The organism is Pseudomonas sp. NMI760_13 (assembly GCF_021283245.1).
In the GTDB taxonomy this organism is placed as follows: domain Bacteria; phylum Pseudomonadota; class Gammaproteobacteria; order Pseudomonadales; family Pseudomonadaceae; genus Aquipseudomonas; species Aquipseudomonas peradeniyensis.
The window spans coordinates 174,012-200,881 of the sequence record NZ_JAJSRC010000008.1; the positions used below are offsets into that span (position 1 = coordinate 174,012).

Annotated in this window: 22 protein-coding genes; 8 read left to right on the plus strand and 14 right to left on the minus strand. The window is 65.3% G+C overall.

All coding sequences use genetic code 11. The features are described from left to right. Nucleotides 1-24 precede the first annotated feature (24 nt). Together LU671_RS11475 and LU671_RS11480 are read right to left on the minus strand one after the other, a co-directional pair. Nucleotides 25-222 carry a YbdD/YjiX family protein gene (locus LU671_RS11475; protein WP_050706909.1) on the minus strand — a complete coding sequence of 66 codons (198 nt, stop codon included), beginning with the start codon at nucleotides 220-222 and terminating at the stop codon, nucleotides 25-27. Between the two features lie 13 nt (nucleotides 223-235). Then, complete coding sequence (locus LU671_RS11480) at nucleotides 236-2,302, minus strand: carbon starvation CstA family protein (RefSeq protein WP_050706910.1); 2,067 nt, start codon at nucleotides 2,300-2,302, stop codon at nucleotides 236-238. A 166-nt stretch (nucleotides 2,303-2,468) separates the two neighbouring features. Here LU671_RS11480 and LU671_RS11485 point away from each other — a divergent pair, with 166 nt between their 5' ends. After that, entirely contained in the window at nucleotides 2,469-2,837 is a 369-nt protein-coding gene (locus LU671_RS11485; protein WP_028691346.1) for a PilZ domain-containing protein, read from the plus strand. A gap of 261 nt (nucleotides 2,838-3,098) precedes the next feature. After that, complete coding sequence (locus tag LU671_RS11490) at nucleotides 3,099-4,616, plus strand: nucleobase:cation symporter-2 family protein (protein ID WP_050706911.1); 1,518 nt, start codon at nucleotides 3,099-3,101, stop codon at nucleotides 4,614-4,616. Nucleotides 4,617-4,840: 224 nt separating this feature from the next. Here LU671_RS11490 and LU671_RS11495 read toward each other — a convergent pair whose 3' ends face one another. The 8 genes from LU671_RS11495 to radA all read right to left on the minus strand — a co-directional run bounded on the left by LU671_RS11495 (nucleotide 4,841) and on the right by radA (nucleotide 16,030). Next, complete coding sequence (locus LU671_RS11495; RefSeq protein WP_232855735.1) at nucleotides 4,841-6,178, minus strand: TolC family outer membrane protein; 1,338 nt, start codon at nucleotides 6,176-6,178, stop codon at nucleotides 4,841-4,843. 4 nt (nucleotides 6,179-6,182) lie between these two features. Beyond that, nucleotides 6,183-7,514: an HlyD family type I secretion periplasmic adaptor subunit gene (locus tag LU671_RS11500; RefSeq protein ID WP_203650500.1), complete on the minus strand. Its 1,332-nt coding sequence runs from the start codon at nucleotides 7,512-7,514 to the stop codon at nucleotides 6,183-6,185. Between the two features lie 4 nt (nucleotides 7,515-7,518). Next, entirely contained in the window at nucleotides 7,519-9,285 is a 1,767-nt protein-coding gene (locus tag LU671_RS11505; protein WP_203650498.1) for a type I secretion system permease/ATPase, read from the minus strand. 169 nt (nucleotides 9,286-9,454) lie between these two features. Further along, nucleotides 9,455-10,072 (minus strand): heme acquisition protein HasA, encoded by a 618-nt coding sequence (locus tag LU671_RS11510; protein ID WP_203650496.1) that lies wholly within the window; start codon nucleotides 10,070-10,072, stop codon nucleotides 9,455-9,457. A gap of 82 nt (nucleotides 10,073-10,154) precedes the next feature. Next, nucleotides 10,155-12,824 (minus strand): TonB-dependent receptor, encoded by a 2,670-nt coding sequence (locus tag LU671_RS11515; protein WP_232855761.1) that lies wholly within the window; start codon nucleotides 12,822-12,824, stop codon nucleotides 10,155-10,157. A 204-nt stretch (nucleotides 12,825-13,028) separates the two neighbouring features. Continuing rightward, nucleotides 13,029-14,018 (minus strand): FecR family protein, encoded by a 990-nt coding sequence (locus LU671_RS11520; protein WP_232855736.1) that lies wholly within the window; start codon nucleotides 14,016-14,018, stop codon nucleotides 13,029-13,031. 68 nt (nucleotides 14,019-14,086) lie between these two features. Beyond that, complete coding sequence (locus tag LU671_RS11525; protein WP_203650489.1) at nucleotides 14,087-14,590, minus strand: RNA polymerase sigma factor; 504 nt, start codon at nucleotides 14,588-14,590, stop codon at nucleotides 14,087-14,089. 72 nt (nucleotides 14,591-14,662) lie between these two features. Beyond that, the gene (gene radA, locus LU671_RS11530) at nucleotides 14,663-16,030 is read right to left on the minus strand and encodes a DNA repair protein RadA (protein WP_203650487.1); all 1,368 of its coding nucleotides are present in this window, start codon (nucleotides 16,028-16,030) and stop codon (nucleotides 14,663-14,665) included. A 177-nt stretch (nucleotides 16,031-16,207) separates the two neighbouring features. On the opposite strand from radA, the gene mscL reads away from it, so the two are divergent. Next, a complete protein-coding gene (gene mscL / locus LU671_RS11535) occupies nucleotides 16,208-16,621 on the plus strand; it encodes a large-conductance mechanosensitive channel protein MscL (RefSeq protein WP_110739376.1) in 414 nt (137 codons plus the stop codon). Nucleotides 16,622-16,689: 68 nt separating this feature from the next. Here the strand turns inward: mscL and LU671_RS11540 are convergent, their stop codons facing one another. Beyond that, nucleotides 16,690-17,466, minus strand: coding sequence for a ferredoxin--NADP reductase (locus tag LU671_RS11540; RefSeq protein ID WP_232855737.1), 777 nt, complete (start codon nucleotides 17,464-17,466; stop codon nucleotides 16,690-16,692). A 216-nt stretch (nucleotides 17,467-17,682) separates the two neighbouring features. On the opposite strand from LU671_RS11540, the gene LU671_RS11545 reads away from it, so the two are divergent. After that, entirely contained in the window at nucleotides 17,683-18,387 is a 705-nt protein-coding gene (locus tag LU671_RS11545; RefSeq protein ID WP_203650483.1) for an autoinducer binding domain-containing protein, read from the plus strand. Between the two features lie 78 nt (nucleotides 18,388-18,465). Beyond that, the gene (locus LU671_RS11550) at nucleotides 18,466-19,590 is read left to right on the plus strand and encodes a methyltransferase (protein WP_203652587.1); all 1,125 of its coding nucleotides are present in this window, start codon (nucleotides 18,466-18,468) and stop codon (nucleotides 19,588-19,590) included. 91 nt (nucleotides 19,591-19,681) lie between these two features. Here the strand turns inward: LU671_RS11550 and LU671_RS11555 are convergent, their stop codons facing one another. The 3 genes from LU671_RS11555 to LU671_RS11565 are packed head-to-tail and all read right to left on the minus strand — an operon-like array spanning nucleotide 19,682 to nucleotide 22,280. Then, on the minus strand, nucleotides 19,682-19,822 hold the full coding sequence (locus LU671_RS11555; RefSeq protein ID WP_036986195.1) for a DUF2474 domain-containing protein: 141 nt from the start codon (nucleotides 19,820-19,822) through the stop codon (nucleotides 19,682-19,684). Between the two features lie 12 nt (nucleotides 19,823-19,834). Then, nucleotides 19,835-20,842, minus strand: a complete 1,008-nt coding sequence (gene cydB / locus LU671_RS11560) for a cytochrome d ubiquinol oxidase subunit II (RefSeq protein WP_110739372.1) — start codon at nucleotides 20,840-20,842, stop codon at nucleotides 19,835-19,837. Between the two features lies 1 nt (nucleotide 20,843). Then, nucleotides 20,844-22,280 carry a cytochrome ubiquinol oxidase subunit I gene (locus tag LU671_RS11565; RefSeq protein ID WP_110739371.1) on the minus strand — a complete coding sequence of 479 codons (1,437 nt, stop codon included), beginning with the start codon at nucleotides 22,278-22,280 and terminating at the stop codon, nucleotides 20,844-20,846. Nucleotides 22,281-22,623: 343 nt separating this feature from the next. Here LU671_RS11565 and LU671_RS11570 point away from each other — a divergent pair, with 343 nt between their 5' ends. From LU671_RS11570 to trmA, 3 genes are all read left to right on the plus strand, one after another. Then, entirely contained in the window at nucleotides 22,624-23,844 is a 1,221-nt protein-coding gene (locus tag LU671_RS11570; protein WP_232855738.1) for an MFS transporter, read from the plus strand. 587 nt (nucleotides 23,845-24,431) lie between these two features. After that, nucleotides 24,432-25,727, plus strand: coding sequence for an NCS2 family permease (locus LU671_RS11575; RefSeq protein ID WP_203650481.1), 1,296 nt, complete (start codon nucleotides 24,432-24,434; stop codon nucleotides 25,725-25,727). Next, nucleotides 25,724-26,809 (plus strand): tRNA (uridine(54)-C5)-methyltransferase TrmA, encoded by a 1,086-nt coding sequence (trmA, locus tag LU671_RS11580; RefSeq protein ID WP_232855739.1) that lies wholly within the window; start codon nucleotides 25,724-25,726, stop codon nucleotides 26,807-26,809. Before LU671_RS11575 ends, trmA begins: the two co-directional genes overlap by 4 nt. The last annotated feature ends 61 nt before the right edge of the window (nucleotides 26,810-26,870 follow it).

The following is a 26,870-nucleotide window of genomic DNA, read 5'->3' on the forward strand; positions in this document are numbered from 1 at the left end:
ACAAGGACCGCGCCGGCATCAGGTTCAACAGCACTTGGGCCCGGACTTGCCACCATAGCGCGCTTCCTGGCGCTCGCGGAAGAACGCCTCGTAGCTCATTACCGGCTTGTCCGGGTGCTTCTTCTGCATGTGCTCGACATAGTTGTCGTAGTCGGGCATGCCGACCATCAGGCGGGCGGCCTGCCCCAGGTACTTACCCAGTCGACCCAGGTCGTTGAACATCGCGGCGGTCCTCTCAAGCGTCAGGCAGGGCCTGGAACGGGGTTTCCTTGTCGCTGCGCTCCTTGCGACCCAGGGCGGCGAGGCCGACCTTGACGGCAAAGAACAGCACGCTGAATACCACCACCAGGAACAGCACGGTCAGGCCGGCGTTGGTGTAGGCGTTGAAGATCACGTGCTGCATCTGGCCGATGTCCTTGGCCGGGGCCAGCACCTGGCCGGCGTCCAGCGCGGTGCTGTACTTCTTGGCCAGGGCCAGGAAGCCGACCGCCGGGTTCGGGTCGAACAGCTTGATAAGACCCGCGGTGGTGGTGCAGATCAGCAGCCACACGGCCGGCAGCAGGGTGACCCAAACGTAGCGCTGGCGCTTCATCTTGATCAGCACCACGGTGCCCAGCATCAGGGCGATGCCGGCGAGCATCTGGTTGGAGATGCCGAACAGCGGCCACAGGGTGTTGATGCCACCCAGCGGATCGATCACGCCCTGGTACAGCAGGTAGCCCCACAGCGCCACGCAACCGGCGGTGCCGATCAGGTTGGCGGTCCACGACTCGGTGCGTTTCAGCGCCGGCACGAAGCTGCCCAGCAGGTCCTGCAACATGAAGCGTCCGGCACGGGTACCGGCGTCCACCGCGGTGAGGATGAACAGTGCTTCGAACAGAATGGCGAAGTGGTACCAGAACGCCATGGTGTTCTCACCCGGCAGCACCTGGTGGAGGATCTGCGCGATACCGACCGCCAGGGTTGGCGCACCGCCGGCACGGGCCAGGATGGTGTGCTCGCCGATGTCGCGGGCGGTGGCCTCGAGCTGCTCGGGGGTGATCATGAAGCCCCAGCTGCTCACGGTCTGCGCCACCGAGACGACGTCGGCACCGACCACTGCGGCCGGGCTGTTCATGGCGAAGTACACGCCCGGCTCGATCACCGAGGCGGCGACCATGGCCATGATGGCGACGAACGACTCCATGAGCATGCCGCCGTAGCCGATGTAGCGGGCGTTGGTTTCGTTGTCCAGCAGCTTGGGCGTGGTCCCCGAGGAGATCAGCGCGTGGAAGCCGGACACCGCGCCGCAGGCGATGGTGATGAACAGGAACGGGAACAGGGTGCCCTTCCACACCGGGCCCGTGCCGTCGGTGAACTGGGTCAGCGCCGGCATCTTCAGTTCGGGCGCGATGATCAGGATGCCGATGGCCAGGCCGACGATGGTGCCGATCTTGAGGAAGGTCGACAGGTAGTCACGCGGCGCCAGCACCAGCCACACCGGCAGCACGGCGGCGACGAAGCCGTAGCCGACCAGCATCCAGGTGATCTGCACGCCGGTGAAGGTGAACGCCGGGCCCCACACCGGATCCGCGGCGATCTGGCCCCCCAGCCAGATCGACAGCAGCAGCAGGACCACGCCGATGACCGAGATCTCGCCGATGCGGCCCGGGCGGATGTAGCGCATGTAGATGCCCATGAACATCGCGATCGGGATGGTCGCCATCACAGTGAACATGCCCCACGGGCTCTCGGCCAGGGCCTTGACCACGATCAGCGCCAGCACCGCGAGGATGATGATCATGATCAGGAAGCAGCCGAACAGGGCGATGGTGCCGGGGATGCGGCCCATTTCCTCGCGCACCATGTCGCCCAGCGAGCGGCCGTTGCGGCGGGTGGAGAGGAACAGGACCATGAAGTCCTGCACCGCGCCGGCCAGCACCACGCCGGCGATCAGCCACAGCGTGCCGGGCAGGTAGCCCATCTGCGCGGCGAGCACCGGGCCCACGAGCGGGCCGGCGCCGGCAATGGCGGCGAAGTGGTGGCCGAAGAGAATGTGCTTGTTGGTCGGGACGTAGTCCAGGCCATCGTTGTTGAGTACCGCGGGCGTGGCCCGGCGGGGGTCGAGCTGCATCACCTTGGTGGCGATGAACAGGCTGTAGTAACGGTAGGCGACCAGGTAGAGGGCCACTGCCGCGACCACGATCCACAAGGCATTGATCGCCTCACCGCGACGCAGGGCAACCACACCCAGCGCGCAGGCCCCTATGACTGCCAGCGCCAGCCACGGAATGTGGCGTAGCAGGCTATTATTGTTGTTCATGGTTTACTTCCAGCTGGTGGATTGGAAAGACCGCCCATCGAGTCTAGGGCGAGTCATCGCGCATTGCCACACTTGCTTTGGTCTAGAGCCTCTGCGGCCAGATTGCGGTACCTGATACGGCAACATAACCCACTATAGTCAGGTTGAACCCCCGAGGGCTTTTCCCATGAGCGACCACGACGAACGCCGCCGCTTTCAACGCATCGCCTTCGATGCCCCCACTGAACTGCGCCAGGGCGAGCGGCGCTGGCCGGTGAAACTGCTCGACCTGTCGCTCAAGGGATTGCTGATCGAGCGCCCCGATCCCTGGAATGCCGACCTCACCCAGGACTTCGAAGCGATCATCCACCTCAACGACAAGAAGACCCAGGTGCTGATGCAGGTCGAACTGCGCCACGAGGAGCCGAGCCGTCTGGGATTCATCTGCCTGCACATCGATATCGATTCGATGACCCATCTGCACCGTCTGGTGGAGCTGAACGTGGGTGACAGCACCGAAATGATGCGCGAGCTGCGCGAACTCATCGAAGATTGATATCTCTTAGCCTGCTATCTATCTGGCTGTGACGGCTTTCCTGTCCAGCCAGACAGCTTTCCTACACCCGCCAACCTGTTTGTACACACCCCTCTGGAACAGCCTCCTGCATGTTGGAACGCAACCTGCATCCAGGTTTCACGCACCCTGGACGCACCCGTTCCGTCGCTACGATCAAAACTTTGTATACAATTTTTGTGGCAATTTTTTGTGGTAGTTGTCTACAGTAGCGGCACAACAATAAACAGAGAGCCTGCTCCAATGACCACGTCCCCCAGCACGTCTCCCGCCCCGCGCCCCGAGGACGAAAATCTCGGCCTTGGCGCCAACCTGGCCTACGGGCTGCAGCATGTCCTGACCATGTATGGAGGGATCGTCGCCGTACCCCTGATCCTCGGCCAGGCCGCCGGCCTGGCCCCGGCGGAAATCGGCCTGCTGATCGCCGCCTCGCTGTTCGCGGGAGGCCTGGCCACCCTGCTGCAGACCCTCGGCCTGCCATTCTTCGGTTGCCAGCTGCCACTGGTGCAGGGCGTATCGTTCGCCGGCGTGGCGACCATGGGCGCGATCCTCGGCAGTCAGAGCGGTGGCGGCTTGCCTTCGGTGCTGGGCGCGGTGATGGCGGCTTCGCTCATCGGATTCCTGATCACCCCGGTGTTCTCGCGCATCACCAAGTTCTTCCCGCCGCTGGTCACCGGCATCGTCATCACCACCATCGGCCTGACCCTGATGCCCGTGGCCGCACGCTGGGTGATGGGCGGCAACAGCGCCTCGCCGGAGTTCGGCAGCGTGGCCAACATCGGTCTGGCCGGGCTGACCTTCGCCATCGTCCTGCTGCTGAGCAAGCTGGGCAGCGCGAGCATCTCGCGCCTGTCGATCCTCCTGGCCATGGTCGCCGGCACCCTGATTGCCTGGGCGCTGGGCATGACCGACTTCAGCAAGGTCACCGAAGGCCCGATCTTCGCCTTCCCCACGCCGTTCCACTTCGGCATGCCGACCTTCCATATCGCCGCGATCCTGTCGATGTGCATCGTGATCATGGTGACCCTGGTGGAAACCTCGGCGGACATCCTCGCAGTCGGTGAGATCATCGACACCAAGGTCGACTCCAAGCGCCTGGGCAATGGCCTGCGCGCCGACATGGCGTCGAGCATCCTGGCGCCGATCTTCGGCTCGTTCACCCAGAGCGCCTTCGCCCAGAACGTCGGCCTGGTGGCCGTGACCGGGGTCAAGAGCCGCTACGTGGTGGCCACCGGCGGGGTGATCCTGGTGGTGCTGGGCCTGCTGCCGATCATGGGCCGGGTCATCGCCGCGGTACCAACCCCGGTCCTCGGCGGCGCGGGCATCGTGCTGTTCGGCACCGTGGCGGCCAGCGGCATCCGTACCCTGTCCAAGGTCAACTACAAGAACAACGTCAACCTGATCATCGTCGCCGCCTCGCTGGGCTTCGGCATGATCCCGATCGCGGCGCCGACCTTCTACCACAACTTCCCGAGCTGGTTCGAAACCATCTTCCACTCCGGCATCAGCTCGGCGGCGATCATGGCCATCCTGCTGAACCTGATCTTCAACCACTTCACCACCGGCAACTCGGAAAACCAGTCGGTGTTCGCCGCGGCCTACGAGCGCACCATCCAGTACTCGGACATCTCGGCCCTGCGCGATGGCGATTACTTCAAGGATGGCAAGCTGTTCGACGCCGACGGTAACGAGGTTCCGGTGCTGGAACTCGACGAGCACGGCAACGAGGCGCCCAGGCGCAAGGCAGTTGCCGAACACTGATCGCTGACCAGGACGGTCATCGAGGGGGAGCCGACGCGCATCGTCGGCTCTTTTTTTCGTCTCGAGCATGCGCGCAAGCAGGCACTGTGGGATGCGGGCACTGTGGGAGCGGGCACTGTGGGAGCGGGCTTGCCCCGCGATCCGGTCTGTCGGTACAACATCACTTCATGACAGGACGCCATCGCGGGGCAAGCCCGCTCCCACGTTCGATCCGCTGAGTCGCCCTAGCCGTGCGCCACGAAGTACCGGTTCAACACATTCAGATCCCCCGCCTCCAGCACCCCCGCCAGATAGCGCAACTGCAACCACGCCCGCAGGTACTCATGGCGTGCCTGCGCCAGGTCGCGCCGGGCACCGAACAGCTGCTGCTCGGCGTCCAGCACATCCAGGTTGACCCTCTCCCCTCCCCGCACACTCTTGCGCGTGGCCTGCACCAGGGCCGAGGCGGCCTTCACCGCCAGGTCGTAGGCACGGATCTTCGCCGTGCCGCTGGCGCACAGGTTGAACTGCCGGCGCAGCTGGTTGAGCGTGTCGCGCAGCTGCGCATCCAGCTCGAAACCCGCGGCATCGCGCTGGGCCCGGGCCTGACGCACCGACGCCTGCACACCGCCTCCGGCAAACAGCGGCACGCTCAGTTGCACGCCGATGCTGTCGGTGTCGTAACGCTGGTTGTAGCTGCTCTCGGAGCTGGAACGGGAAATGCCCTTGCTGGCATAGGCACTCAACGAAGGCAGGTGCCCGGCCCGCTGCCGCTCGATGTTCTGCTCGGCGACCTCGAGCCCGTGGCGCTGGCTGGCCAGTTCGGCGTTGTGGGCGACGGCCAGGTCGCGCCAGGGCTCGAAACGCGTGGGGGTGAGCGGCTGGACGCGGAAATCGCCGGCCATCGGCGCCAGGTCCTCGACTGCCACCGGCTCGCCGATGATCGCCTGCAAGACGCGCAACGCCGCATCGAGATTGTCGCCGGCCTCGATCTCCTGGGCCTGGGCCAGCTCGTAGCGGGCGCGGGTTTCCAGCACATCGGTACGGGTGCCCTCGCCGCCCTTGAGCAGGCGCTCATTGAGGGTCAACTGCTCGGCGTAGGTGCGTCGCTGGGCCTGGGCCAGGGCGATCTGTTCGTTGGCGAACAACGCTTCGCTGTAGGCGCCGAACAAACGCACCATCAGCTCCTGGCCACGGCCGCGATAGCGCTCGTCGGCCAGGGCGGCCTGGGCCACGCCACGGCGGTAGTCGCTCCAGGCACCATAGTCGAACAGCGGCTGCTCGAGGGTCAGGGTCGAACTGTAGCTGCGGTAGTCGCGCTGGGTGGTCACGTCGCCGAACTGGCTGCGCTGGGTCACCTCGGAATCGTTACGGGCGCGGTTGTAGCGGTACGACAGCCTGGGCAGCAGGCCGGCACGACCGATCGCCAGGTTCTCGAGCCCCGCCTCGCGCTCGGCGATGGAGCCCTGCCAGGTGGGATCGTTGCGCAGGGCCAGGGCATAGGCGTCGCCCAGGTCCAGGGCCTGCGCCGACAGACTCGTAAACAACAGCAGCGGGCAGGCGGCACGCAAAAACACTGACATCCTTTTATTCCTCGGCCAGGGCGACATGCACCCGGTCGGCCAGTGGCTTGAACAGGTAGTTGAGCATCGAGCGTTCGCCGGTCCGCACGAAGGCCTCCACCGGCATGCCCGGACGGATATCCAGGCCGGCCAGTTGGCCGAGGCCCTGCTCGCTGACCTTGATGCGCACCTGGTAGTAGGGCTGCTGGGTCTTTTCGTCGAGCAGGCGGTCGGCCGAGACCAACGTCACCTCGCCATCCACTCGCGGCGTGGTGCTCTGGTTGAAGGCGACGAACATCAATTCCACCGGCAGCCCTGGGCGCAGGCGGTCGACCATGTCCACCGAGGCACGGGCGTCGACCAGCAACGGCGCATCGCGCGGCACGATCTCCATCAGTTGCTGGCCCCTGGCGATGACCCCGCCGTTGGTGAACACGCTGAGGCCGACCACCGTGCCGGCTACGGGCGCCCGCACCTGGGTATGGGCCAGCTCGAATTCGGCGCTGCGCAGGCGGTTGTCCAGGTCCTCGGCGCTGGCCTGCAGCTCGGCGAGCTGCTGGCGCACCTCGTTCTGATACTCCTGCTGGCGCTGGCCGATGCGCAGCTTGAGTTCCAGCACCTGGCGCCGGGTGCGACCGATACTGCCGAAGTCCTCGGCGATCGAGCCGTTGACCTGGGCCAGCAGGCGTTCGCTGTCGAGCAGGCGATTGCGGGCGATGTAGCCATCCCGAGCCAGTTCGCGCAGGCCGCGCAGTTGCTCGTCCAGCGCGTCACGCTGGGCCTGTTTGCTGGTCAGCGAGCCTTGCAGGCCCTGCAGCGAGGCTTCGGCGCCAGCGATGCTCTCGCGCAGGCCGCCGAGTTCCATCTCCAGCGCCTGGGCGCGGCTGCTGCGCAGTTGCCGCTGGCTCTCCAGCACCGTGGCCACCCAGGCGCTGCCGGCCTGGTCACGCAGCCCCTGCGGGAACTCGATCGAAGCCCTGCCATCGCGCTCGGCCAGCAGGCGCGCTTCGGCGGCGCGGGCGTTGACATACTGCACCCGTAGAGAGCCGACCTGGGCCTGAGCCAGGGTCGGGTCCATGCGCAGCACGACCTGGCCGGCGCTCACCGTGTCGCCGTCACGCACCAGCAACTGCTCGATCACCCCGCCCGTGGGGTGCTGCACGGCCTGTCGGCTACCGGCGACCATCACGCTGCCGCTGACCGGCACACCCTTGTCCAGCGGCGCCAACGCGGCCCACAGGAGGAAGCCACCGAAACCTGCCAGCACCAGCCAGCGGCCGACCCGGCCCGGGCGGTGTTCGTCGAGGCTGAGCAGGCTCGCCTCGGTCTTTTGCGTGGAGAGGGCGTGTACGCTCATGAAGTCAGGCTCTTGGCTGGCCGAAGGTGACGCTCAGGCCGATGGGATTGCGTGTGGTGGGTGGCGCGACGGGTGAGGGAGCCGGCCGGGCGGACCGTTGTGCGTCCTGCAGCACCCGGGCGGTGGGGCCGAAGGCCTGCAACTGGCCGCTCTTGAGCATCAGCAAGTTGTCCAGGCCGGCCAGCAGCGAGGACTTGTGGGTAATCAGGATCAACGTGCGCTTGTGCTCGCGCAGCCTGGCAATGGCCTCGACCAGCGCCTGCTCCCCGGCTTCATCGAGATTGGAATTGGGCTCGTCGAGCACGATCAGCGCCGGCAGCCCATACAGCGCCCGCGCCAGGCCGATGCGCTGGCGCTGGCCGCCGGACAGGCCCAGCCCGCCCTCGCCCAGCAGCGTGTCATAGCCGCCCGGCAGCTTGAGGATCATGTCGTGCACCCCCGCCAGCTGCGCCGCGGCCACCACCTGCTGGGCATCCACCGCGCCAAGCCGGGCGATGTTGTCGGCGATGCTGCCGGCGAACAGCTGCACGTCCTGGGGCAGGTAGCCGATATGCTGACCCAGTGCGCCACGGTCCCAGACCCTCAGGTCCGCGCCATCCAGGCGGACCTTGCCGCTCGCCGGGGCAACGGCGCCGACCAGCAGCCGCGCCAGGGTCGACTTGCCCGAGCCGGACGGGCCGATGATCCCCAGTGACTCGCCCGCTGGCAGTTCGAAGCCCAGGTTGTTCAGGCACAGACGGCTGCTGCCCGGCTGCGTCGCCCCCACCTGCTCAAGCGTCAGCTTGCCAAGCGGTGCCGGCAGCGGCATGCCCGCCGGACGCGGCGGCTGGGCCAGCAGCAGCTCGCTGAGGCGCTGATAGGCCAGGCGCGCGCCACTCCATTGGCGCCAGGCGCCGATCAACTGGTCGATGGGTGCCAGCACCCGGGCCATGAGGATGGAGCCGGCGATCATCATCCCCGGCGTGATCAGTTGCTCGATGGCCAGCCAGGCGCCCAGGCCGAGCACCAGCGACTGCAGCGCCAGGCGCACGGTCTTGGTCAGCGCGGTGACCGCCGCGGTACGCTCGCTGCCCAGGTTCTGCCGAGCCAGGAAGCCATGGTGCAGGCGCGCCCAGCGCTGACGCACCGGCGCCAGCATGCCCATGGCCTCGATCACCTCGGCGTTGCGCAGGTTGGCGCTGGCTTCCAGGCCGGCCTGCTGCGACAGCTGCCCGGCCTCGGCGAACGGCGCCTGGGTCAGGCGCTCGTTGACCCAGGCCAGCAGCGTCAGCAGCACCGCCCCCAGCAGCGCCATCAGGCCGAGCCATGGGCTGAACATGAACATCACCAGCAGGTACACCGGGAACCACGGCGCGTCGAAGAACGCGAACAGGGCCTGACCGGTGGCGAACTGGCGCAGCGCGGTCAGGTCGGCGAGCATCTGCCCTGCGGCACCCTTGTGCCCGGCCAGGCTGGCCTCGTAGGCGGCCTCGAACACCCGTGGGTTGAGGTCCATGTCCATGCGCGTGCCCAAGCGGATCACCACCTGGCTGCGCAGCCACTCCAGCAGGCCCATGAAGGCGAACACCCCGAGCACCATGAGGCTGAGCATCAACAGGGTCATCTCGTTGCGCGACGACAGGACCCGGTCGTAGACCTGCAGCATATACAGCGCCGGGGCCAGCATCAGCACGTTGATCACCGCGGTGAACAGCGCAACGTTGCCAAGCCCGGCACGGCAGGCCCTGAGCGCCCGCAGCACTTCGTTGGCCGCGGCGGGAGCGGTTCGCATTTGTTGGAAACCTCGTAGAAGGCGCCGACCGGTGATTGCATTCGCCCTGTCGTCGCCACAGAATTCGCACCGCCGCAGCCTGGGCCCGGCAAAGACACGGGCTGCGGGGTAAGTGCATCAGATCAGCGAATGGCAGGGTGACCTTCCATTCGCTTTTTCATGCCTGCGCTCAGGCCGCCAGGGCCAGGTCCTCGGGCAGCGCCTGCACGCCGACCGCTTCGGCAGCAGCGGCGTGAGCCGGGCCGGCGGCCAGGGCCGCACCGATCTCGGCGAAGGTGCTGTTGGTGGAGACACCATAACCGGCCAGCAGGTTGTCCAGCACGCCTTCCAGGGCCGAGGTGTTGCCCTGCATCAGGCCGTAGATCACGCCCTGCACTTCGTTGCCGGCACGCCCGGCACCCTGCGCGGCATCCAGGTCCAGGCCGTTGAAGCTGACCACGTAGTTGCCCAGGCTGAAGTCGCTGCCGCTGCCGCCACCGAGCACTTCACCCAGGGAGACGTTGTCCAGCGAGCCCCACAGGTAGTGGTTGAGGTTGTCGCCCGGGGCCTTGGACGGGTCGAACACATAGTGCAGACCGTTGGCGCTGTCGCTGTCGGCAATGAAGGCGTAGTCCGAGTTGTTGCGACCGTGGGTGGCGTACTGGTCGCCATCGAAGGTGCCGTTGCTGAAGCCGCCGGTGTTGCTGTAGCCATGGCCGGCGGTGACGAAGCCGGCACTCCAGAAGGCCAGGTAGTCGTCGACGGTCGAGCTGGCGAAGGCGGCGTCATAGTTAACGGAGATGGTCATAACGGTTCCTCGTTGTTGCACAGTGATGACGAAGGCGCGTTCCGTGCCTTCGCGTCGCCCGGAATGGGCAAACCCGGTTGGTTCAGAAGCGGTACTCGAGCATGCCGCTCAAGGTGCGGCCGCGGGCCAGCGACAGGTTGTTGCCGTCGCCCATGGCCACGAAGTAGGCCTCGTCGGTGGCGTTCTCCAGCGACAGGGCCAGGTTCAGGCTGGGGGTCATCCAGTAGCTGGCGTAGAGGTCGTAGACCGTGTACTGCGGCCACTGGGCCTGATCGATCTGGTTGTAGGTATGGCTCTTGAGGTTCTCGCCGTTGCCTTCGCTGTAACGCACGCGCATGCCCACATCCAGGGTGCGCTCGAGCAGGCGCATGCCCAGGGTCAGGGCGCCACGGTCGGCGGGCATGTACGAGGCGTTGCCCATGATGTCGCCGCAACTGACGATAGCGTTGGTGTCTGCGGCGCCCTCGGCGCGTGATACGCGCACCGGCAGCATGATGATGCGGCTGCCCACCCGCACCGGGCGCATGACGGTACCGGCGCTGACCAGACGCTGTGCGCCACCCATGTAGAACTGGTTGGAACAGAACTCGTTGCTGCCGATCATGTGGGTGTAGCTGAGCTGGCCGTAGTAGGCACCGGCATCGTAGTCCAGGCTGTATTCCACGCCGCGAAAGCGTGTGGTCTCCAGGTTGTTCTGGTAGGCCGAACGGCCCAGGGCGATGCCTGCCACGCTACTGCCGGGCAGCGAGACATTGGTGTCGAGGAACGAGAAGTTGTCGATGCGCGTATCGAAGTAGGCGACCTTGGCGCCGAAGCGGTCGCCGTCGCGCAGCAGCGACTCCTTGAAGATGTTCAGCCCCAGCTCCCAGTTGTGCGACTCCTCGGCCTTGAGGAACGGGTTGGGGTAGACCATCTCGGCACTGCCGCCGGCATGCGGGCGGCCGCTCATGAACACTTCGGTCACCGCTGGCGGGCGCCAGCCACGGCCCCAGCGGGTATAGACCTGCAACCAGTCCGGCCCGGGCTTGAGCGCGATGCCGAAGGTCGGCGAGAAGCGTCCCTCCTCGGTGTCCTCGTCGAAGATCATGTGGGTCTGCTGGCGGGTAAGGCCGACCTCGGTGACGCCTTCGGGGTACATCCAGGTGGTGACACCGGTCTTGCCGCTCAGGCGATAACGGTCGTAGCGCAGCCCGGCATCCAGGGTGAGCCAGTCGTCATGCTCGTAGGTGAGCTTGCCGAACAGGCTGGCCATCACTCGCTTGCCCTTGGGGTTGGCGCCCTGCACGTAGGGTAGCGATTCCACCTCGTTGACTGCGGCGATGCGCTCGGTGCTGGGGCGGAAGCTGTCCTGGAACAACTCGGTGCCGTAGTTGAAGCTCAGGGTGTCGGCCTGTCCCAGGTGCCAGCGCGAGGTGTTCTGCAGCTGCAGGCCCCAGGTGTCGGTCTGGAAGCGGTCGGTGTAGGCCTCGACACGGTTGCCGGTGGCGGCGCTGGACAGGTTGTCGGCGTTCCAGCGGTCCTGGCGGGTGGTCACGTAGTACAGCTTGGCCTTGAAGTCGATCAGGTCGTTGTCCGGGGTGAAGCTGTAGTCCAGCGCGGCATTCTTCGCATTGATGTCGTTGGTGCCGGTGACCCGGTAGTAATAGCGGTTGGCGTTGCTGTCGTTGTAGGTCCAGGCGTCCTTGCTGTCGGTGTCGGTCTCGATGTAGCTGAACTGCAGGCGCTGGTCGTCGGCGAAGTTGAGGCCGAACTTGAACAGCTGGGAGCGGGTCACGCTGTCCATCGCCCCCACTTCGCCATGCAGCCAGCTCTTCCAGGCCTCGCGATTCTCCAGCTTGCCGCGGATCTGCGTGCCCAGGTTGTCGGCGTTCTGCGTACCGCTGCGGTAGTTGCCGAAATGCCGCTCGCTGTGGCCAAGCAGGATATCGCCGGCTTCATTGCCGACGGCGAACAGCGCACTGCCATTGAAGTAGGTGCCGTTGCCCAACTCGCCGATACCGTGGCCGGCGCGCAGGCGACCACCGATCTCCTTGCCCTGGCCGAGCAGGTCGCGGGCATCGACGGTGTTGAAGCTGGCGATGCCGCCGATCACTCCGGCACCGCCCATGCCGGCCGAGGTGCCCTTGTCGATCTCGACGCCCTGGATGAACTCGGGGTCGATGAACATCACGCCGTTGCGCTGCTGGTGGCCGTTGACGTTGAAGTTCTGGCGCATGCCGTCGATGTTCATGTTGACCCGGCCATAGTCCTGCACGCCGCGGATGTTGACCGACAGTCCTGGGTCACGCTGGTTGACCGCGGTGTACACGCCCGGGGTCTGTTCGAGCAGGTCGGCGGCATGACGAGGGGCACGCTGCTCGATCTGCTCGCGGGTAATCACACTGACCGATCGCGGGGTCTGGTACACCCAATCGCCATCGCGCTGAGAATCGACATGGGTCGCGCCCAGCTCCAGGACCTCGCCGTCCTGGGCGACACGCTCCAGGCCGACCTGTCCGGCGGCGCTGAAGTGGTAGCGTACCGGCGTGCCGCGCAGCAGTTGGCGCAGGCCCTCTTCAGCCGGGTAGCTGCCGCGCAGCCCCTCGCTGCGCAGGCCGGCCAGCTTGCGGCTGTCGAAGAACACCTGCACAGCGGACTGCTCGGCGTAGGCCAGTACCGCGCTGTCGAGCGACTGGGCCGGAATATCGAAACGCACCAGGTTGCGGTTGGCGGTGCTTGGCGAATCGGCGGCGTGTGCCATGCCGATCCCCATCGGCAAAGCACAGCTGCCCAGGACCAGGCTGCCGGCCAGGGCGAGGCGGCCCAGAGGGCGCAAGGGTTGTTGTCGTGGCGTGCTCACTGCGGTTGCTCGTCCGTTGTTGGCGTTTTCTAGTAATGAAAATCAATCTCAACAATCAGACGAGCAACGCAGGAAAAGTCAGTAACTAAAATAGAAAGTTTTTTGCCGAAGCCGCGTTCAGTAGAGCACGGCCAGGCCTGGAAGCTCGATCAGCCGGGCCTTGAGCTCGTCACCGAGCACCACCGGGGCGGTGCCTAGCTGGTCGAGGCGGAATACGCCGCTGACCTCACGCCGGGCCAGTGCGTCACTGGCGACTACCAGCTGGCCAGCACGGTAGCGATTGAGCCGGGCGACCACCTCGGCGAGCGGCTGGCGTTCGAACACCAGCACGCCGCGCTGCCAGTCCGTGGCCCGCCGCAGATCGTGACCCGGCCAGGGTCGTATCCCTTTGCGCTGGTCATAGCGCAAGCTATCGCCCTGCTCCAGTAACTGGCTGGCCGGGCCCTGCAACGGCGGCGCCTGCAGCTCGACGGCGACGCTGTGCTCCAACATGCCGACCCAGCCCCCCTCACCCTGCGCGCCAACCACGAAGCGTGTACCGAGGGCGCGACTGGTAGCCCCGGCGTATTCGACCACGAACGGGCGTGCGTCCTGGGCCGTGACCGGTGCGGCAGTGAAGATGGCTTCACCGGACAACAGGCGCACGCGGCGCTCCTGATCGTCGAAGGCAAGCTGGACGGCGCTACGGCTGTCCAGTTCGACCTGGCTGCCATCGGGCAGGGTCACCCGGCGCACCTCGCCGATACCCGTGAGGTAGTCCGCACGCCAGCCTAGCCATGCCTGCGGCCCTTGCTGCACAGTGAGCACGGCCAGCAACAGCGCCGCCGCGCTGGCGACAGCCCGGCGCAACCGAGGTCGCCGTCGCCGTACCGGGCTGCCCTGAAGGGGAGTCGTGGGGCGAACGGCCGAGACAGCGGGCAAGCTTGCCAATTGCCCAAGGTCAGCCCAGGTGGCCTGGGCGAAACCATAGGCCTGGGCGTGCCGGGGATCGCTGGCGCACCACTGGTCCAAGGCGTGCTGCTGCGCCGGGCCCAGGGGACCGGCCTGCTGCAGCACCACCCACTCGGCGGCCTGCTCGCGGATGGCTTGCTCGTTCTGGCTGCTCACACGGTTCTCTCGTGATCTGGTTATGTCTGGGCTGACGTCTGAAGCGGCATTTGTCAGTAAACCGTTGGTCATTCGGTTTCCTGCAGGCACTGCATCACATAGGCCAGGGCCTTGGCCAGATGCTTTTGCACCGAGCTGTCGGAGATCCCCAGGTGCCGGGCAACCTCGGCGTGGGTCATGCCTTCCAGGCGGTTGAGGCGAAAGATTTCCCGGGTACGTTCGGGCAGCTCGCCGAGGATCGCCTGCAGGCGACGCAGGTGCTGCTCACGCACGGCCTGCTCCTCGAGCCCGGGGCCATCCTCGACGATCGCCTCGAAGGCTTCGTGGGGCACCGTGTCGGTCTTGCGCCGCTGCTGCTGGCGCACGTGATCGATCATCAGGTTGTGCGCGGTGCGGTACAGGTAGGCCTGGGCGTTGTCGATCGGCTCGTGACGTTGCTGCTCGGCCAGGCGCAGGAAGCTGTCCTGCACCAGGTCGGCCGCCAGCTGCGGGTCGCGCACCTTGCGCGAGAGCAGGCCCTGAAGGTTTTTCGCGTGCTTTGTGAACAGCCGCTTGAGGTCGAACTCCGCCACACGCTCTCCATGGGGTGGTCGCAAGGTGGCGGTATGCTACTGGTTATTGAGAATCACTTGCAAGAAACAGCATTACTCGAAGAGTGCATCCAGCGCCTGTTCCAGACGGGTCACGGCAATCACCTGCAACCCGACGGGCGCTTCCTTCGGCGCGTTGCCCTTGGGCACGATGGCGCGCTTGAAGCCATGCTTGGCCGCCTCTTTCAGACGCTCCTGGCCGCTGGGCACCGGGCGCACCTCACCCGACAGGCCAATCTCGCCGAACACCAGCAGGCCATGGGCGAGCGGGCGGTTGCGCAGGCTCGACATCACCGCCGCCAGCAACGCCAGGTCCGAGGCGGTTTCGAGCACCTTCACGCCACCAACGACGTTGAGGAACACGTCCTGGTCGTGGGTGGGGATGCCGCCGTGCCGGTGCAGCACCGCCAGCAGCATGGCCAGGCGGTTCTGGTCCAGACCCAGGGTCACCCGTCGCGGGTTGGCCAGGTGGCTGTCGTCGACCAGCGCCTGGACCTCCACCAGCATCGGCCGGGTACCTTCCCAGGTGGCCATGACCACGCTGCCCGGCACTTCCTCCTGGGTACGGTTGAGGAAAATCGCCGACGGGTTGGAGACTTCCTTGAGGCCACGGTCGGTCATGCCGAACACACCCAGTTCGTTGACCGCGCCGAAGCGGTTCTTCACCGCCCGCAGCAGGCGCAGGCGGCCGTCGGACTCACCCTCGAAATACAGCACGGTGTCGACCATGTGCTCGAGCACCCGGGGCCCGGCCAACGAGCCTTCCTTGGTGACATGGCCGACCAGGAAGATCGCCGTGCCGCTCTGCTTGGCGTAGCGCACCAGCAATGCCGTGCTCTCACGCACCTGGGCGACACCGCCCGGAGCCGACTGCAACTGCTCGGTGAAGATGGTCTGGATCGAGTCGATGACCATCACCCGCGGCTTTTCCTGGCGGGCGGTGGCGATGATGGTCTCGATGCAGGTTTCGGTCATGACCTTGAGCTGCTCCTGGGGCAGGCCCAGGCGCCGGGAGCGCATGGCCACCTGCTGCTGCGACTCCTCGCCGGTGACATACAGCGCCGGCATCTGCGTGGCGATGTTGCACAGGGTCTGCAGGAGGATGGTGGACTTGCCGATCCCCGGATCACCGCCGATCAGCACCACCGAGCCGTCCACCAGGCCCCCGCCGAGCACGCGATCGAGCTCGGTGCTGCTGGTGGTGAAACGCGGGATCTCCTCGACGCTGACTTCGGCCAGGGTCTTGATCTGCGCCTGCTGCCCGGTCCAGCCGGCACGCCCGCTCGGCGCCGCGGCGCCGCCGCTCTCGATCATGGTCTCGACCAGGGTGTTCCAGGCCCCGCAGTCACCGCACTGGCCGGCCCATTTGGGGAAGGTCGCGCCGCACTCTGTGCAGCCATACAAGCGCTTGGCCTTGGCCATGGGCGGGTCTCCTGGAAAAAACCGCCATGATAGCCGAACACGGACGTGTCCCGGAGGCTGCGGCAGGCGACAAAACTATTCGCGCTAAACACAGTCTGTAGCTGCGAACGTCACGCATGAAGCGTTTTAGTGGCTTACACTGCGTTTACCTCTCCATTCGTAACAAAGGAATACAGCATGGGCATGCTCAGTGAATTCAAGGCCTTCGCGGTCAAGGGAAATGTTGTCGACATGGCGGTAGGTATCATCATCGGCGCGGCGTTCGGCAAGATCGTCTCGTCCTTTGTCGGCGACGTGATCATGCCCCCTATCGGTATGCTGATCGGCGGAGTGGATTTCAGCGACCTGGCGATCACGCTCAAGGCCGCCGAAGGCGATGTGCCAGCCGTGGTAATGGCCTATGGCAAGTTCATCCAGACCATCCTCGACTTCATCATCGTCGCCTTCGCCATCTTCATGGGCGTGAAGGTGATCAACCGCCTCAAGCGCGAAGAGGCCGTGGCACCGACCGCACCGCCAGTGCCAAGCGCCGAGGAAACCCTGCTGACCGAGATTCGCGACCTGCTCAAGGCGCAGAACCGCCAGCCCTGAAGCACAAAACGACTGGGGCCGCTTTTCGGCGGCCCCAGTGACGACGATCCAACAGGCGCTGTTGTGCCTTACCAGTAGTTCTCCACCGCCACCTGCCCCGGCCGCTTGCTCAGGCTCAACTGCAGGTCACGCGCCTTGAGCACCTTGCGCGTCTCGTCGATCATCTGCGGGTTGCCGCACAGCATGATCCGCGAATGCTCCGGCGACAGCGCCAGCCCCGCCGCCTTTTCCAGCTCACCGTTCTCGATCAGCGTGGTGATCCGCGCATTCAATGCACCCGGATGCGGCTCTCGGGTTACCACCGGGATGAACTGCAGCTTGCCCGCGAACTCCGCCAGGTAGTCGCGCTGCTCCAGCGCGGCGATCTCGTCCACATACGCCAGCTCCTTCGCCTCGCGCACCGAGTAGACCAGCTTGATGTTGTCGAAGCGCTCCCAAGCCTCGAAGTCCTGCAGGATCGACATGAACGGCGCAATGCCGGTGCCGGTGGCCAGCAGCCACAGGTCGCGACCACCGACGAAACGGTCGAGGGTCAGGTAGCCGAAGGCCTGGCGGTCGATCAGCAGGGTGTCGCCCTCGCCCAGGCGGCTCAGCTCGCTGGTGAACTCGCCCCCCGGCACCACGATGGAGAAGAAGTCGAGGAACTCGTCATGGGGCGCGCTGACCATGGAATAGGCGCGCCAGGCGACGCTGCCATCGGCCTTGCTCACCCCAAGGCGAGCGAACTGCCCGGCGCGGAAACGGAAACCGGCATCGCGAGTGACACGCAGGGAAAACAGGTTGGGCGTCAGGGGCTGGACGTCGAGCAGGGTCTGGCGGGTGAATTTGTCGGCGCTGGCGGTCATGACGGACTCCATGGAACAGATGCGCGTAGTGTCGCGCAAAGCAGCGGAGATAAACACCGTCGGTTTGTAAGGTATCGCCTGGGACTGCTCGCAATCAGCTAAGAAAACGCGCCAGCTATAACAAAAAAACCCAGCACAGAGTTAGGAGATTTCCTACACTTCGCTTCGTGCGTTTCCTACATTGGATCCAGCGAGAAGCAGAAGGGAGCTTCATCGATGCCACACTGGAAGACTGAAGATCTCCAGCAGCTGCTGGACGAGCGCGAGCCCAAACAGATTTTCGCATGCGCCGTAGACCTGATACAGAAGCTCGACATGGAGTATCTGGGTTTGACGCTACATCTGCATGCCTGTGCAAAGGTTCCGCAGGTAATTCTCTACAACAACTATCCCAAAAGCTGGAATGATCGTTACCAGAACGAGAATTTCATCAGTATGGATCCGACAATATTAAAGTGCCACCTCGGCGAGCTGCCTTTTGTCTGGAGCGACGATCTCTTCCGCGACGTCCCACAGCTGCGCGAGGAAGCCCATGCGCACGGGCTGACCTACGGCTGGACCCAGTCAACGCATGACCTGCGGCATAACGAAAGCCACTTGAGCGTGTCCCGGCGCTCCCGCGCCATCGACGAAGACGAACATTACGAAAAGTGCGCTGCAACGATGTGGCTATGCAACACCTTGCACACGTTGCTCAGTGAATATCACCTGACCCATCTCTACGGGCTCAGCGTGCGGGAACTGGAGGTGATGGACTGGTGCGCCAAAGGCAAGATTGCCGAGGATATTGCCAAGATCCTGCGCTTATCGACCAGCACAGTGAACTTTCATATCCGCAGCGCCATCGACAAGACCAATGCTCCCAACAAGACAGCGGCGGTCGCCAAGCTCGTCGAAGCCAAGCAGATCAGTCCCAGGTAAAGGCTCGGAATCTGTAGAATCGCGTACCTCATGTCCATCGCGCCCCGCGATGACCAGCACCACCTTGAGTCGTACGCCATGCCCCTGTTCAACAGCCCCTTCGCCGACCTCGACCTGATCCGCCAGCCGGCCCAGGCCAACGACCCGTTGCTGGCCTTCGACGCCGCCGACCAGTACCTGCTGGAGCACCTGGCGGCCCAGGCGCCGCAGGCGAGCTGCAAGGTGCTGGTGCTCAACGACAGCTTCGGCGCCCTGGCCGCGAGCCTCGCGGGGCATGTGCAGGTGAGCAGCAGCGGCGACTCGCACCTGGCGCACCTGGCCCTGGAGAAGAACCTGGCGGGTAACGGCAAGCCATTCGACAGCGTGCCCTTCATCCCGGCCAGCGAGACCTTCCAGGGCCCGTTCGAACGCGTGCTGGTGCGCGTGCCCAAGACCCTGGCCCTGCTCGAGGAACAGCTGATCCGCCTGCAGGGCCAGTTGGCGCCCGGCGCCCAGGTGATCGCCGGGGCCATGATCAAGCACCTGCCCCGCGCCGCCGGCGACCTGATGGAGAAGTACATCGGCCCGGTCCAGGCTTCGCTGGCGCAGAAGAAGGCCCGCCTGCTGATTGCCACTGTCGGCGAACGCCCGACCGCGCGCTCGCCCTACCCCAGCCGCTACCGCCTGGACAGCCCGGCCCTGGAGCTGGTCAATCACGCCAACGTGTTCTGCCGCGAAGGCCTGGACATCGGCACCCGCGCTTTCCTGCCACACCTGCCACGCGACCTGGGCCGCGCCCGTGTCGCCGATCTCGGTTGTGGCAATGGCGTGCTGGCGATCGCCTGCGCCCTGGCCAACCCGGATGCGCAGTTCACCCTGGTCGACGAGTCGTACATGGCGGTGCAGTCGGCGCGGGAGAACTGGCAGGCGGCGCTGGGTGATCGCGAAGTGACGATCAGGGCCGCGGATGGCCTGGCCGGTCAGGAGAAACAATCGCTGGACGTGGTGCTGTGCAACCCGCCGTTCCACCAGCAGCAGGTGGTCGGCGACTTCCTCGCCTGGCGCATGTTCCAGCAGGCCCGGGAGGCGCTGGAGGTCGGTGGCGCGCTGTACATCGTCGGCAACCGCCACCTGGGCTACCACAGCAAGCTGGCGCGATTGTTCCGAGGGGTCGAGCAGGTGGCTGCGACGCCGAAGTTCGTGGTGTTGAAAGCCCGTAAATAAACACCCGATAGAAAACGAGAAAAGCCCGCCCCTACTGGTTCTGTAGGAGCGGGCTTGTCCCGCGATCGGGCTGCACCGCAGCCCTCAAAACCTAGTGGGTACTCAAGCCTGCCGCACTCATGAACATGCGCATGCCATAAGCCACCACCCCAAGCGCCGCCACGCTCAGCCCCCAGATCAGCACCAGCCAACCCAGGCGTTGCCACAGCGGCTTTTTCTCTTCGACGTTCATCACGATACGCTCCTAGTGATAGCCATCTTCATGGGTCACCTTGCCGCGGAACACGTAGTAGCTCCAGTAGGTGTAGCCAAGGATGAACGGCAGGATGAACAGCGTGCCCACCAGCATGAAGCCCTGGCTCTGCGGTGGCGCCGCGGCGTCCCAGATGCTGATCGACGGCGGGATGATGTTCGGCCACAGGCTGATACCCAGCCCGCTGTAGCCCAGGAAGATCAGCACCAGGGTCAGCAGGAACGGCGTGTAGTGGGCATTGCGCGCCACCGCCCGCAGCAGGCCGTAGAAGGTCACCAGCACCAGGATCGGCACCGGCATGAACCAGACCAGGTTGGGCATGCTGAACCAGCGTTCGGCGATCTGCGGATAGGCGATCGGCGTCCACAGGCTGACCACGCCGATGACCGCCAGCAGCACCAGCGCCAGTGGCCGAGCGATGTCATGCATCTGCTTCTGCAGCGGCCCTTCGGTCTTCATGATCAGCCAGGTGCAGCCCAGCAGGGTGTAGGCGACGATCAGGCCCAGGCCGGAGAACAGCGTGAACGGCGTCAGCCAGTCCAGGGTGCCGCCGACGAACTTGCGGTCGACCACCTTGAAGCCCTCGATGAACGCGCCCAGGGCCACGCCCTGGAAGAAGGTCGCCACCAGCGAGCCCCAGATGAACGCCTTGTCCCAGATGTGCCGCTTGTTGGCCCGGGCCTTGAAACGGAACTCGAAGGCCACGCCACGGAAGATCAGGCCCACCAGCATCAGGATCAACGGCAGGTACAGTGCCTCCAGCACCACCGAGTAGGCCAGCGGGAAGGCGCCGAACAGCGCCGCGCCGCCCAGCACCAGCCAGGTTTCGTTGCCGTCCCATACCGGGGCGACGGTGTTCATCATCACATCGCGGTCACGCTCGTCCTTGACGAAGGGGAAGAGCATGCCGATTCCCAGGTCGAAACCATCCATCACCACGTACATCATGACGCCGAAGATGATGATCACGGCCCAGATCAGCGGAAGATCGATACCCATCTCAGTTCCCCTTGCTCAGGCTGGCGGAGTCGGCCTCATGGCCTTCATCGGCGGCGGACAGTGGCCGCGCCGGCGTGCGTTTCTGGCCAGGGCCACCCGGGGTGTGCTCCTCGCCTTCGCCGGTCTTCGGCCCTTTGCGCACCAGGCGCATCATGTAGCCGATGCCGGTGCCGAACAGGGCGAAGTAGACCACCACGAACATCACCAGGGTGAAACCAAGTTGCGCGTAGCTATGGTTGGACACCCCATCGGCGGTGCGCATCAGCCCATAGACCACCCAGGGCTGGCGACCGACCTCGGTGGTGAACCAGCCGGCGAGGATGGCGATCAACCCGGACGGGCCCATCCACAAGGTCAGGTAGAGGAACGGACGCGAGCTGTACAGCGTGCCGCGCTTGCGCAGCCACAGGCTCCACAGGCCGACGAAGATCATCAGCATGCCCAGCCCGACCATGATCCGGAACGACCAGAACACGATGGTCGAATTGGGTCGATCCTCGGGCGGGAAGTCCTTCATCGCCGGGACCTGCTTGTCCAGGCTGTGGGTGAGGATCAGGCTGCCGAGCGCCGGGATCTCGATCTTGAAGCGCGTGGTCTCGGCCTGCATGTCGGGAATGCCGAACAGGATCAGCGGGGTCGGCTCGCCGGGCTTGTTCTCCCAGTGGCCTTCGATGGCGGCGATCTTCACCGGCTGGTGCTTGAGGGTGTTCAAGCCATGGAAGTCACCGATCACCGCCTGTACCGGCGCGACGATCAGCGCCATCCACATGGCCATCGACAGCATCTTGCGCACCGCCGGGTTGTCGCGCCCGCGCAGCAGGTGCCAGGCCGCCGAGGCGCCGACGAAGAACGCGGTGGCGACGAAGGCCGCGGTGGCCATGTGCATCAGCCGGTAGGGGAAGGACGGGTTGAAGATCACCGCGAACCAGTCCACCGGGATCACCTGGCCATTGACGATCTCGTAGCCCTGGGGCGTCTGCATCCAGCTGTTGGAGGCGAGGATCCAGAACGTCGACACCAGCGTGCCGAGCGCCACCATGCACGTGGCAAAGAAGTGCAGGCCACGCCCGACACGGTTCCAGCCGAACAGCATGACGCCGAGGAAACCGGCCTCGAGGAAGAAGGCGGTCAAGACCTCGTAAGTAAGTAATGGACCGGTGATGGACCCGGCAAAGTCGGAGAACTGGCTCCAGTTGGTGCCGAACTGGTAGGCCATGACCAGGCCCGAGACCACGCCCATGCCGAAGTTGACGGCGAAGATCTTCGACCAGAAGTGGTAGAGGTCACGGTAGGTATTGTCGCCGGTCTTCAGCCAAAGGCCTTCGAGGACCGCCAGGTAGCTCGCCAGGCCAATGGTGATGGCCGGGAACAGGATGTGAAAGGACACGGTAAAGGCAAACTGGATTCGGGCGAGCTCTAGGGCTTCCAATCCGAACATGGTGCTTCCTCTTCAGGTAATCCGGCGACCGGGCTCATGGCCTGTCGCCCACTGCCCCCACGGGTATCGAGTGCGGCGCGTTGGAATTGTTCTGTTCGATCGCGGGGATTCCGGCCCGAGGGCCAAGATCGTTGCATCTGGAACGATTGATCCAGGTCAACGACTGAATGGAAGCATAGTCCCGAATGACCCATCCGGATGTGTGGTTGATTGCCGCGTGACCGGTTGCCTCACCCTCTTTTTTTGCGTGTGAAAAGTTGATCCACGCGGCTTTCAGCAACTATTTGTTACAAACAGATGTTACTCTTCAGCCCCCTCTGGTACCGAGGTCGCAGGCTCCCCGATGTCCGATTCCGCCCCGAAATTGCTGCGCCATCACCGCCCGTTCCTCGCCTTCTGGCTGGCCCGCGTGTTCACCGCCAGCGGCTTCCAGATGCTCACCGTGGCCATCGGCTGGCATCTCTACCAACTGACCGGCAATGTCCTCGACCTGGGCCTGGTCGGGCTGGTCGAGTTCGCCCCCCGCGTGCTGTTCATGCTGCACACCGGTCACGTCGCCGACCGCTATGACCGGCGCAAGGTCGCCGCCCTGTGCCAGACCCTGCAGGCGCTGATCGCCCTCGCACTGGCCGTGGGCAGCTTTACCGACAACGTCAGCCGCGAACTGATCTTCGTGCTGGCCTTCCTGCTGGGGGCCGCCCGCTCGTTCGAGATGCCGGCGACCCAGGCCCTGCTGCCCAACGTGGTACCACCCGGGCTGTTCCCACGCGCGGTGGCGGCCTCTGCATCGGCGTCCCAGGCGGCGACCATCGTCGCCCCGGCGGTGGGCGGCCTGCTCTACGCCCTCGGCAGTACCTGGGTTTACGGTCCGACCGTAGTCCTCTATCTCATCGCCTGTCTTTTGACCCTGAGCCTCGATGCCCGTCGGCAGCCGCCGCAGCCAGGCAGGGCCAACCTCGACTCGCTGCTGGCCGGGATCCGCTTCATCCGCAGCCGTCCGGATATCCTCGGCGCGATCTCGCTGGACCTGTTCGCCGTGCTGCTGGGCGGTGCCACCGCCCTGCTGCCGGTGTTCGCCAAGGACATCCTGCTCACCGGCGCCTGGGGCCTGGGTCTGTTGCGCTCGGCGCCCGCCGTCGGTGCATTGTTGATGTCGCTGTGGCTGGCGCGCTTCCCGGTGGAACGCAAGGTGGGTCTGACCATGTTCACCGCAGTGGGCATATTTGGCGTCGCGACCATCGCCTTCGGCCTGTCCACTTCGTTCTGGTTCTCCCTAGCGGTGCTGGTGGTGCTGGGCGCGGCGGACATGATCAGCATGGTCATCCGCAGCGCCTTCGTGCAGTTGGAGACGCCAGACGAGATGCGCGGCCGGGTGAGCGCGGTGAACGGGCTGTTCATCGGTGCCTCGAACCAGCTCGGCGAGTTCGAGTCGGGCGTTACCGCGCACTGGTTTGGCACAGTGCCGGCGGTGGTGCTCGGTGGCGTGGGCACGCTGGTGGTGACCGGGGTGTGGATGAAGCTGTTCCCGACGCTGACCCATCGGGACCGGATGCACAACAGCTGATCGGTTGCCTGTGCCGGCCTCTTCGCGGGTAAACCCGCTCCCACAGGCGTGGCGCGTGGCTTGAGGGCTGCACGGTCACTGTGGGAGCGGCTTCAGCCGCGAACACCGGCATAGCCGGTGCCAGGCACCGCGTCGCCTGCTTCGCGGCGGTGCGGCGGTCCGATAAACCCGCTCCCACAGGGATCGCGCCAGATTCTAAAAATTGAGCAAGACAGTTGCTCCCACAGGCGTGGCTTGAGAGCTGCACGGTCGCTGTGGGAGCGGCTTCAGCCACGAACACCGGCATAGCCGGTGCCAGGTACCGCGTCGCCTGCTTCGCGGCGGTGCGGCGGTCCGATAAACCCGCTTCCACAGGGATCGCGCCGCCCTCAGGCCCTGTGAAATACCTGTGGGAGCGGGCTTGCCCGCGAAAGGGCCGACACAGGCTGGAGAAAACCCTCTCCCCAATGGCCATAGGCCCCCGCCATCCATGCTGGTATGATGCGCGGCTTTTTTCCGCCCCACACAAAACCACGGTATCCGGTACGGTCTGTGCTTTGCTGTTGGGGTCGATACATTCACGGCGCGAGGGCGCCCGGGGAGCAGGCATGCTGGAAAGGCTGTTTCAACTAAAAGCACACGACACCAATGTGCGCACCGAGATTCTCGCGGGCGTCACCACCTTCCTGGCCATGGCCTACATCCTGTTCGTCAACCCGAGCATCCTCGGCGAGACCGGCATGGACAAGGGCGCGCTGTTCGTCGCCACGTGCCTGGCCGCGGCCATCGGCTCGGTGACCATGGGCATCATCGCCAACTACCCGATCGCCCTGGCGCCGGGCATGGGCCTGAACGCCTTCTTCACCTACACCGTGGTCCTGCACATGGGCCACACCTGGCAGGTGGCGCTGGGCGCGGTATTCATCTCCGCCGTGCTGTTCTTCCTGCTGTCGATCTTCCGCATCCGCGAGTGGATCGTGAACAGCATCCCGCTGCCGCTGCGCTCGGCCATCGCCGCCGGCATCGGCCTGTTCCTGGCACTGATCGCCCTGCATAACGCAGGGATCGTCGTCGATAACCCGGCCACTCTGGTGGGCCTGGGCGACCTCAGCAAGCCAGCGCCGATCCTCGCCATCCTCGGCTTCTTCCTGATTGTCGCCCTCGAGTCGCTGAAGGTCCGCGGCGCGGTGCTGATCGGCATCCTGGCAGTGACCGTGGCCTCGATCGCGATGGGCGTCACTCCGTTCAATGGCGTGGTGTCGATGCCGCCGTCGCTGGCCCCGACCTTCCTGCAACTGGACATCGCCGGCGCCCTCGACGTCGGCCTGATCAGCGTGATCTTCGCCTTCCTGTTCGTCGACCTGTTCGATAACTCCGGCACCCTGATCGGCGTGGCCAAGCGCGCCGGCCTGATGGGCAAGGACGGCCACATGCCGAAGATGGGCCGCGCCCTGATCGCCGACAGTACCGCCGCCATGGCCGGTTCCCTGCTGGGCACCTCGACCACCACCAGCTACATCGAGTCGGCGGCGGGCGTGAGCGCGGGCGGGCGCACCGGCCTGACCGCCATCGTGGTCGCCGTGCTGTTCCTGCTGGCGCTGTTCTTCGCCCCGCTGGCCGGCAGCGTGCCAGCCTTCGCCACCGCGCCAGCGCTGCTGTTCGTCGCCGTGCTGATGGCCTCGGGCCTGGCCGAGATCAACTGGGACGATGTCACCGAAGCCGCGCCGGTGGTGGTGACCGCCCTGGCCATGCCGCTGACCTATTCGATTGCCAACGGCATCGCCTTCGGCTTCATCGCCTGGACCGCCATCAAGCTGATCTCCGGTCGTCACCGCGACCTGAACCCGGCGCTGGTGATCCTGTCGATCCTGTTCGTCATCAAGCTGGGCTGGTTCCCCGCATGAGTGCTGTCCTGGATCCTTCCCAATACGATGCGCAGCTGGCGGCCAAGGCCGACCGCCTGCGCGAGCTGCTGGCACCGTTCGGCGCGCCGGAGCCGGCGCTGTTCGACTCGCCGCGCGAGCACTATCGCCTGCGCGCCGAGTTCCGCCTGTGGCGCGAGGACGGCCAACGCCATTACGCGATGTTCGCCCCGGGCGAGAAGCACAAGGCGATCCTGATCAACGATTTCCCCATCGCCAGCGAGCGCATCAATGAACTGATGCCACGCCTGAAGGCCGCCTGGCAGGGCAACGAGGCGCTCGACAATCGCCTGTTCCAGGTCGAGTTCCTCACCACCCTGGCCGGCGATGCGATGGTCACCCTGTGCTACCACCGTCCGCTGGACGACGCCTGGGAAACCGCCGCGCAACAACTGGCCAGCGACCTGAACGTCAGCGTGATCGGTCGTTCCAAGGGCAAGCGCGTGGTGATCGGCCGCGACTATGCGGTGGAGAAGCTCGACATCGCTGGACGCACCTTCAGCTATCGCCAGCCCGAAGGTGCCTTCACCCAGCCCAATGGCGCGGTGAACCAGAAGATGCTCGGCTGGGCCTTCGAGGCCATGGGCGAGCGCCAGGACGACCTGCTGGAGCTGTACTGCGGCAACGGCAACTTCACCCTGCCGCTGGCCACCCGCGCGCGCAAGGTGCTGGCCACCGAGATCAGCAAGACCTCGGTCAATGCCGCGTTGCACAACCTCGACGAGAACGGCGTGGACAACGTGCGCCTGGTACGCCTGTCGGCCGAAGAGCTGACCCAGGCGCTGAACGAGGTCCGCCCGTTCCGCCGCCTGGAAGGCATCGACCTGAAAAGCTACGACTTCGGCACCGTGTTCGTCGACCCGCCACGCGCCGGCATGGACCCGGACACCTGCGAGCTGACCCGCCGCTTCGAGCGCATCCTGTATATCTCGTGCAACCCAGAGACCCTGGCGCAGAACATCGCCCAGCTGCACGATACCCACCGTATCGAACGCTGCGCGCTGTTCGACCAGTTCCCGTATACCCACCATATGGAAAGCGGCGTACTGCTGGTTCGGCGCTGAAACGCTCGCAGGGCAGGCTCCTGCACGCTGTGTGTGTGTAGGAGCGGCCTTGTGCCGCGAA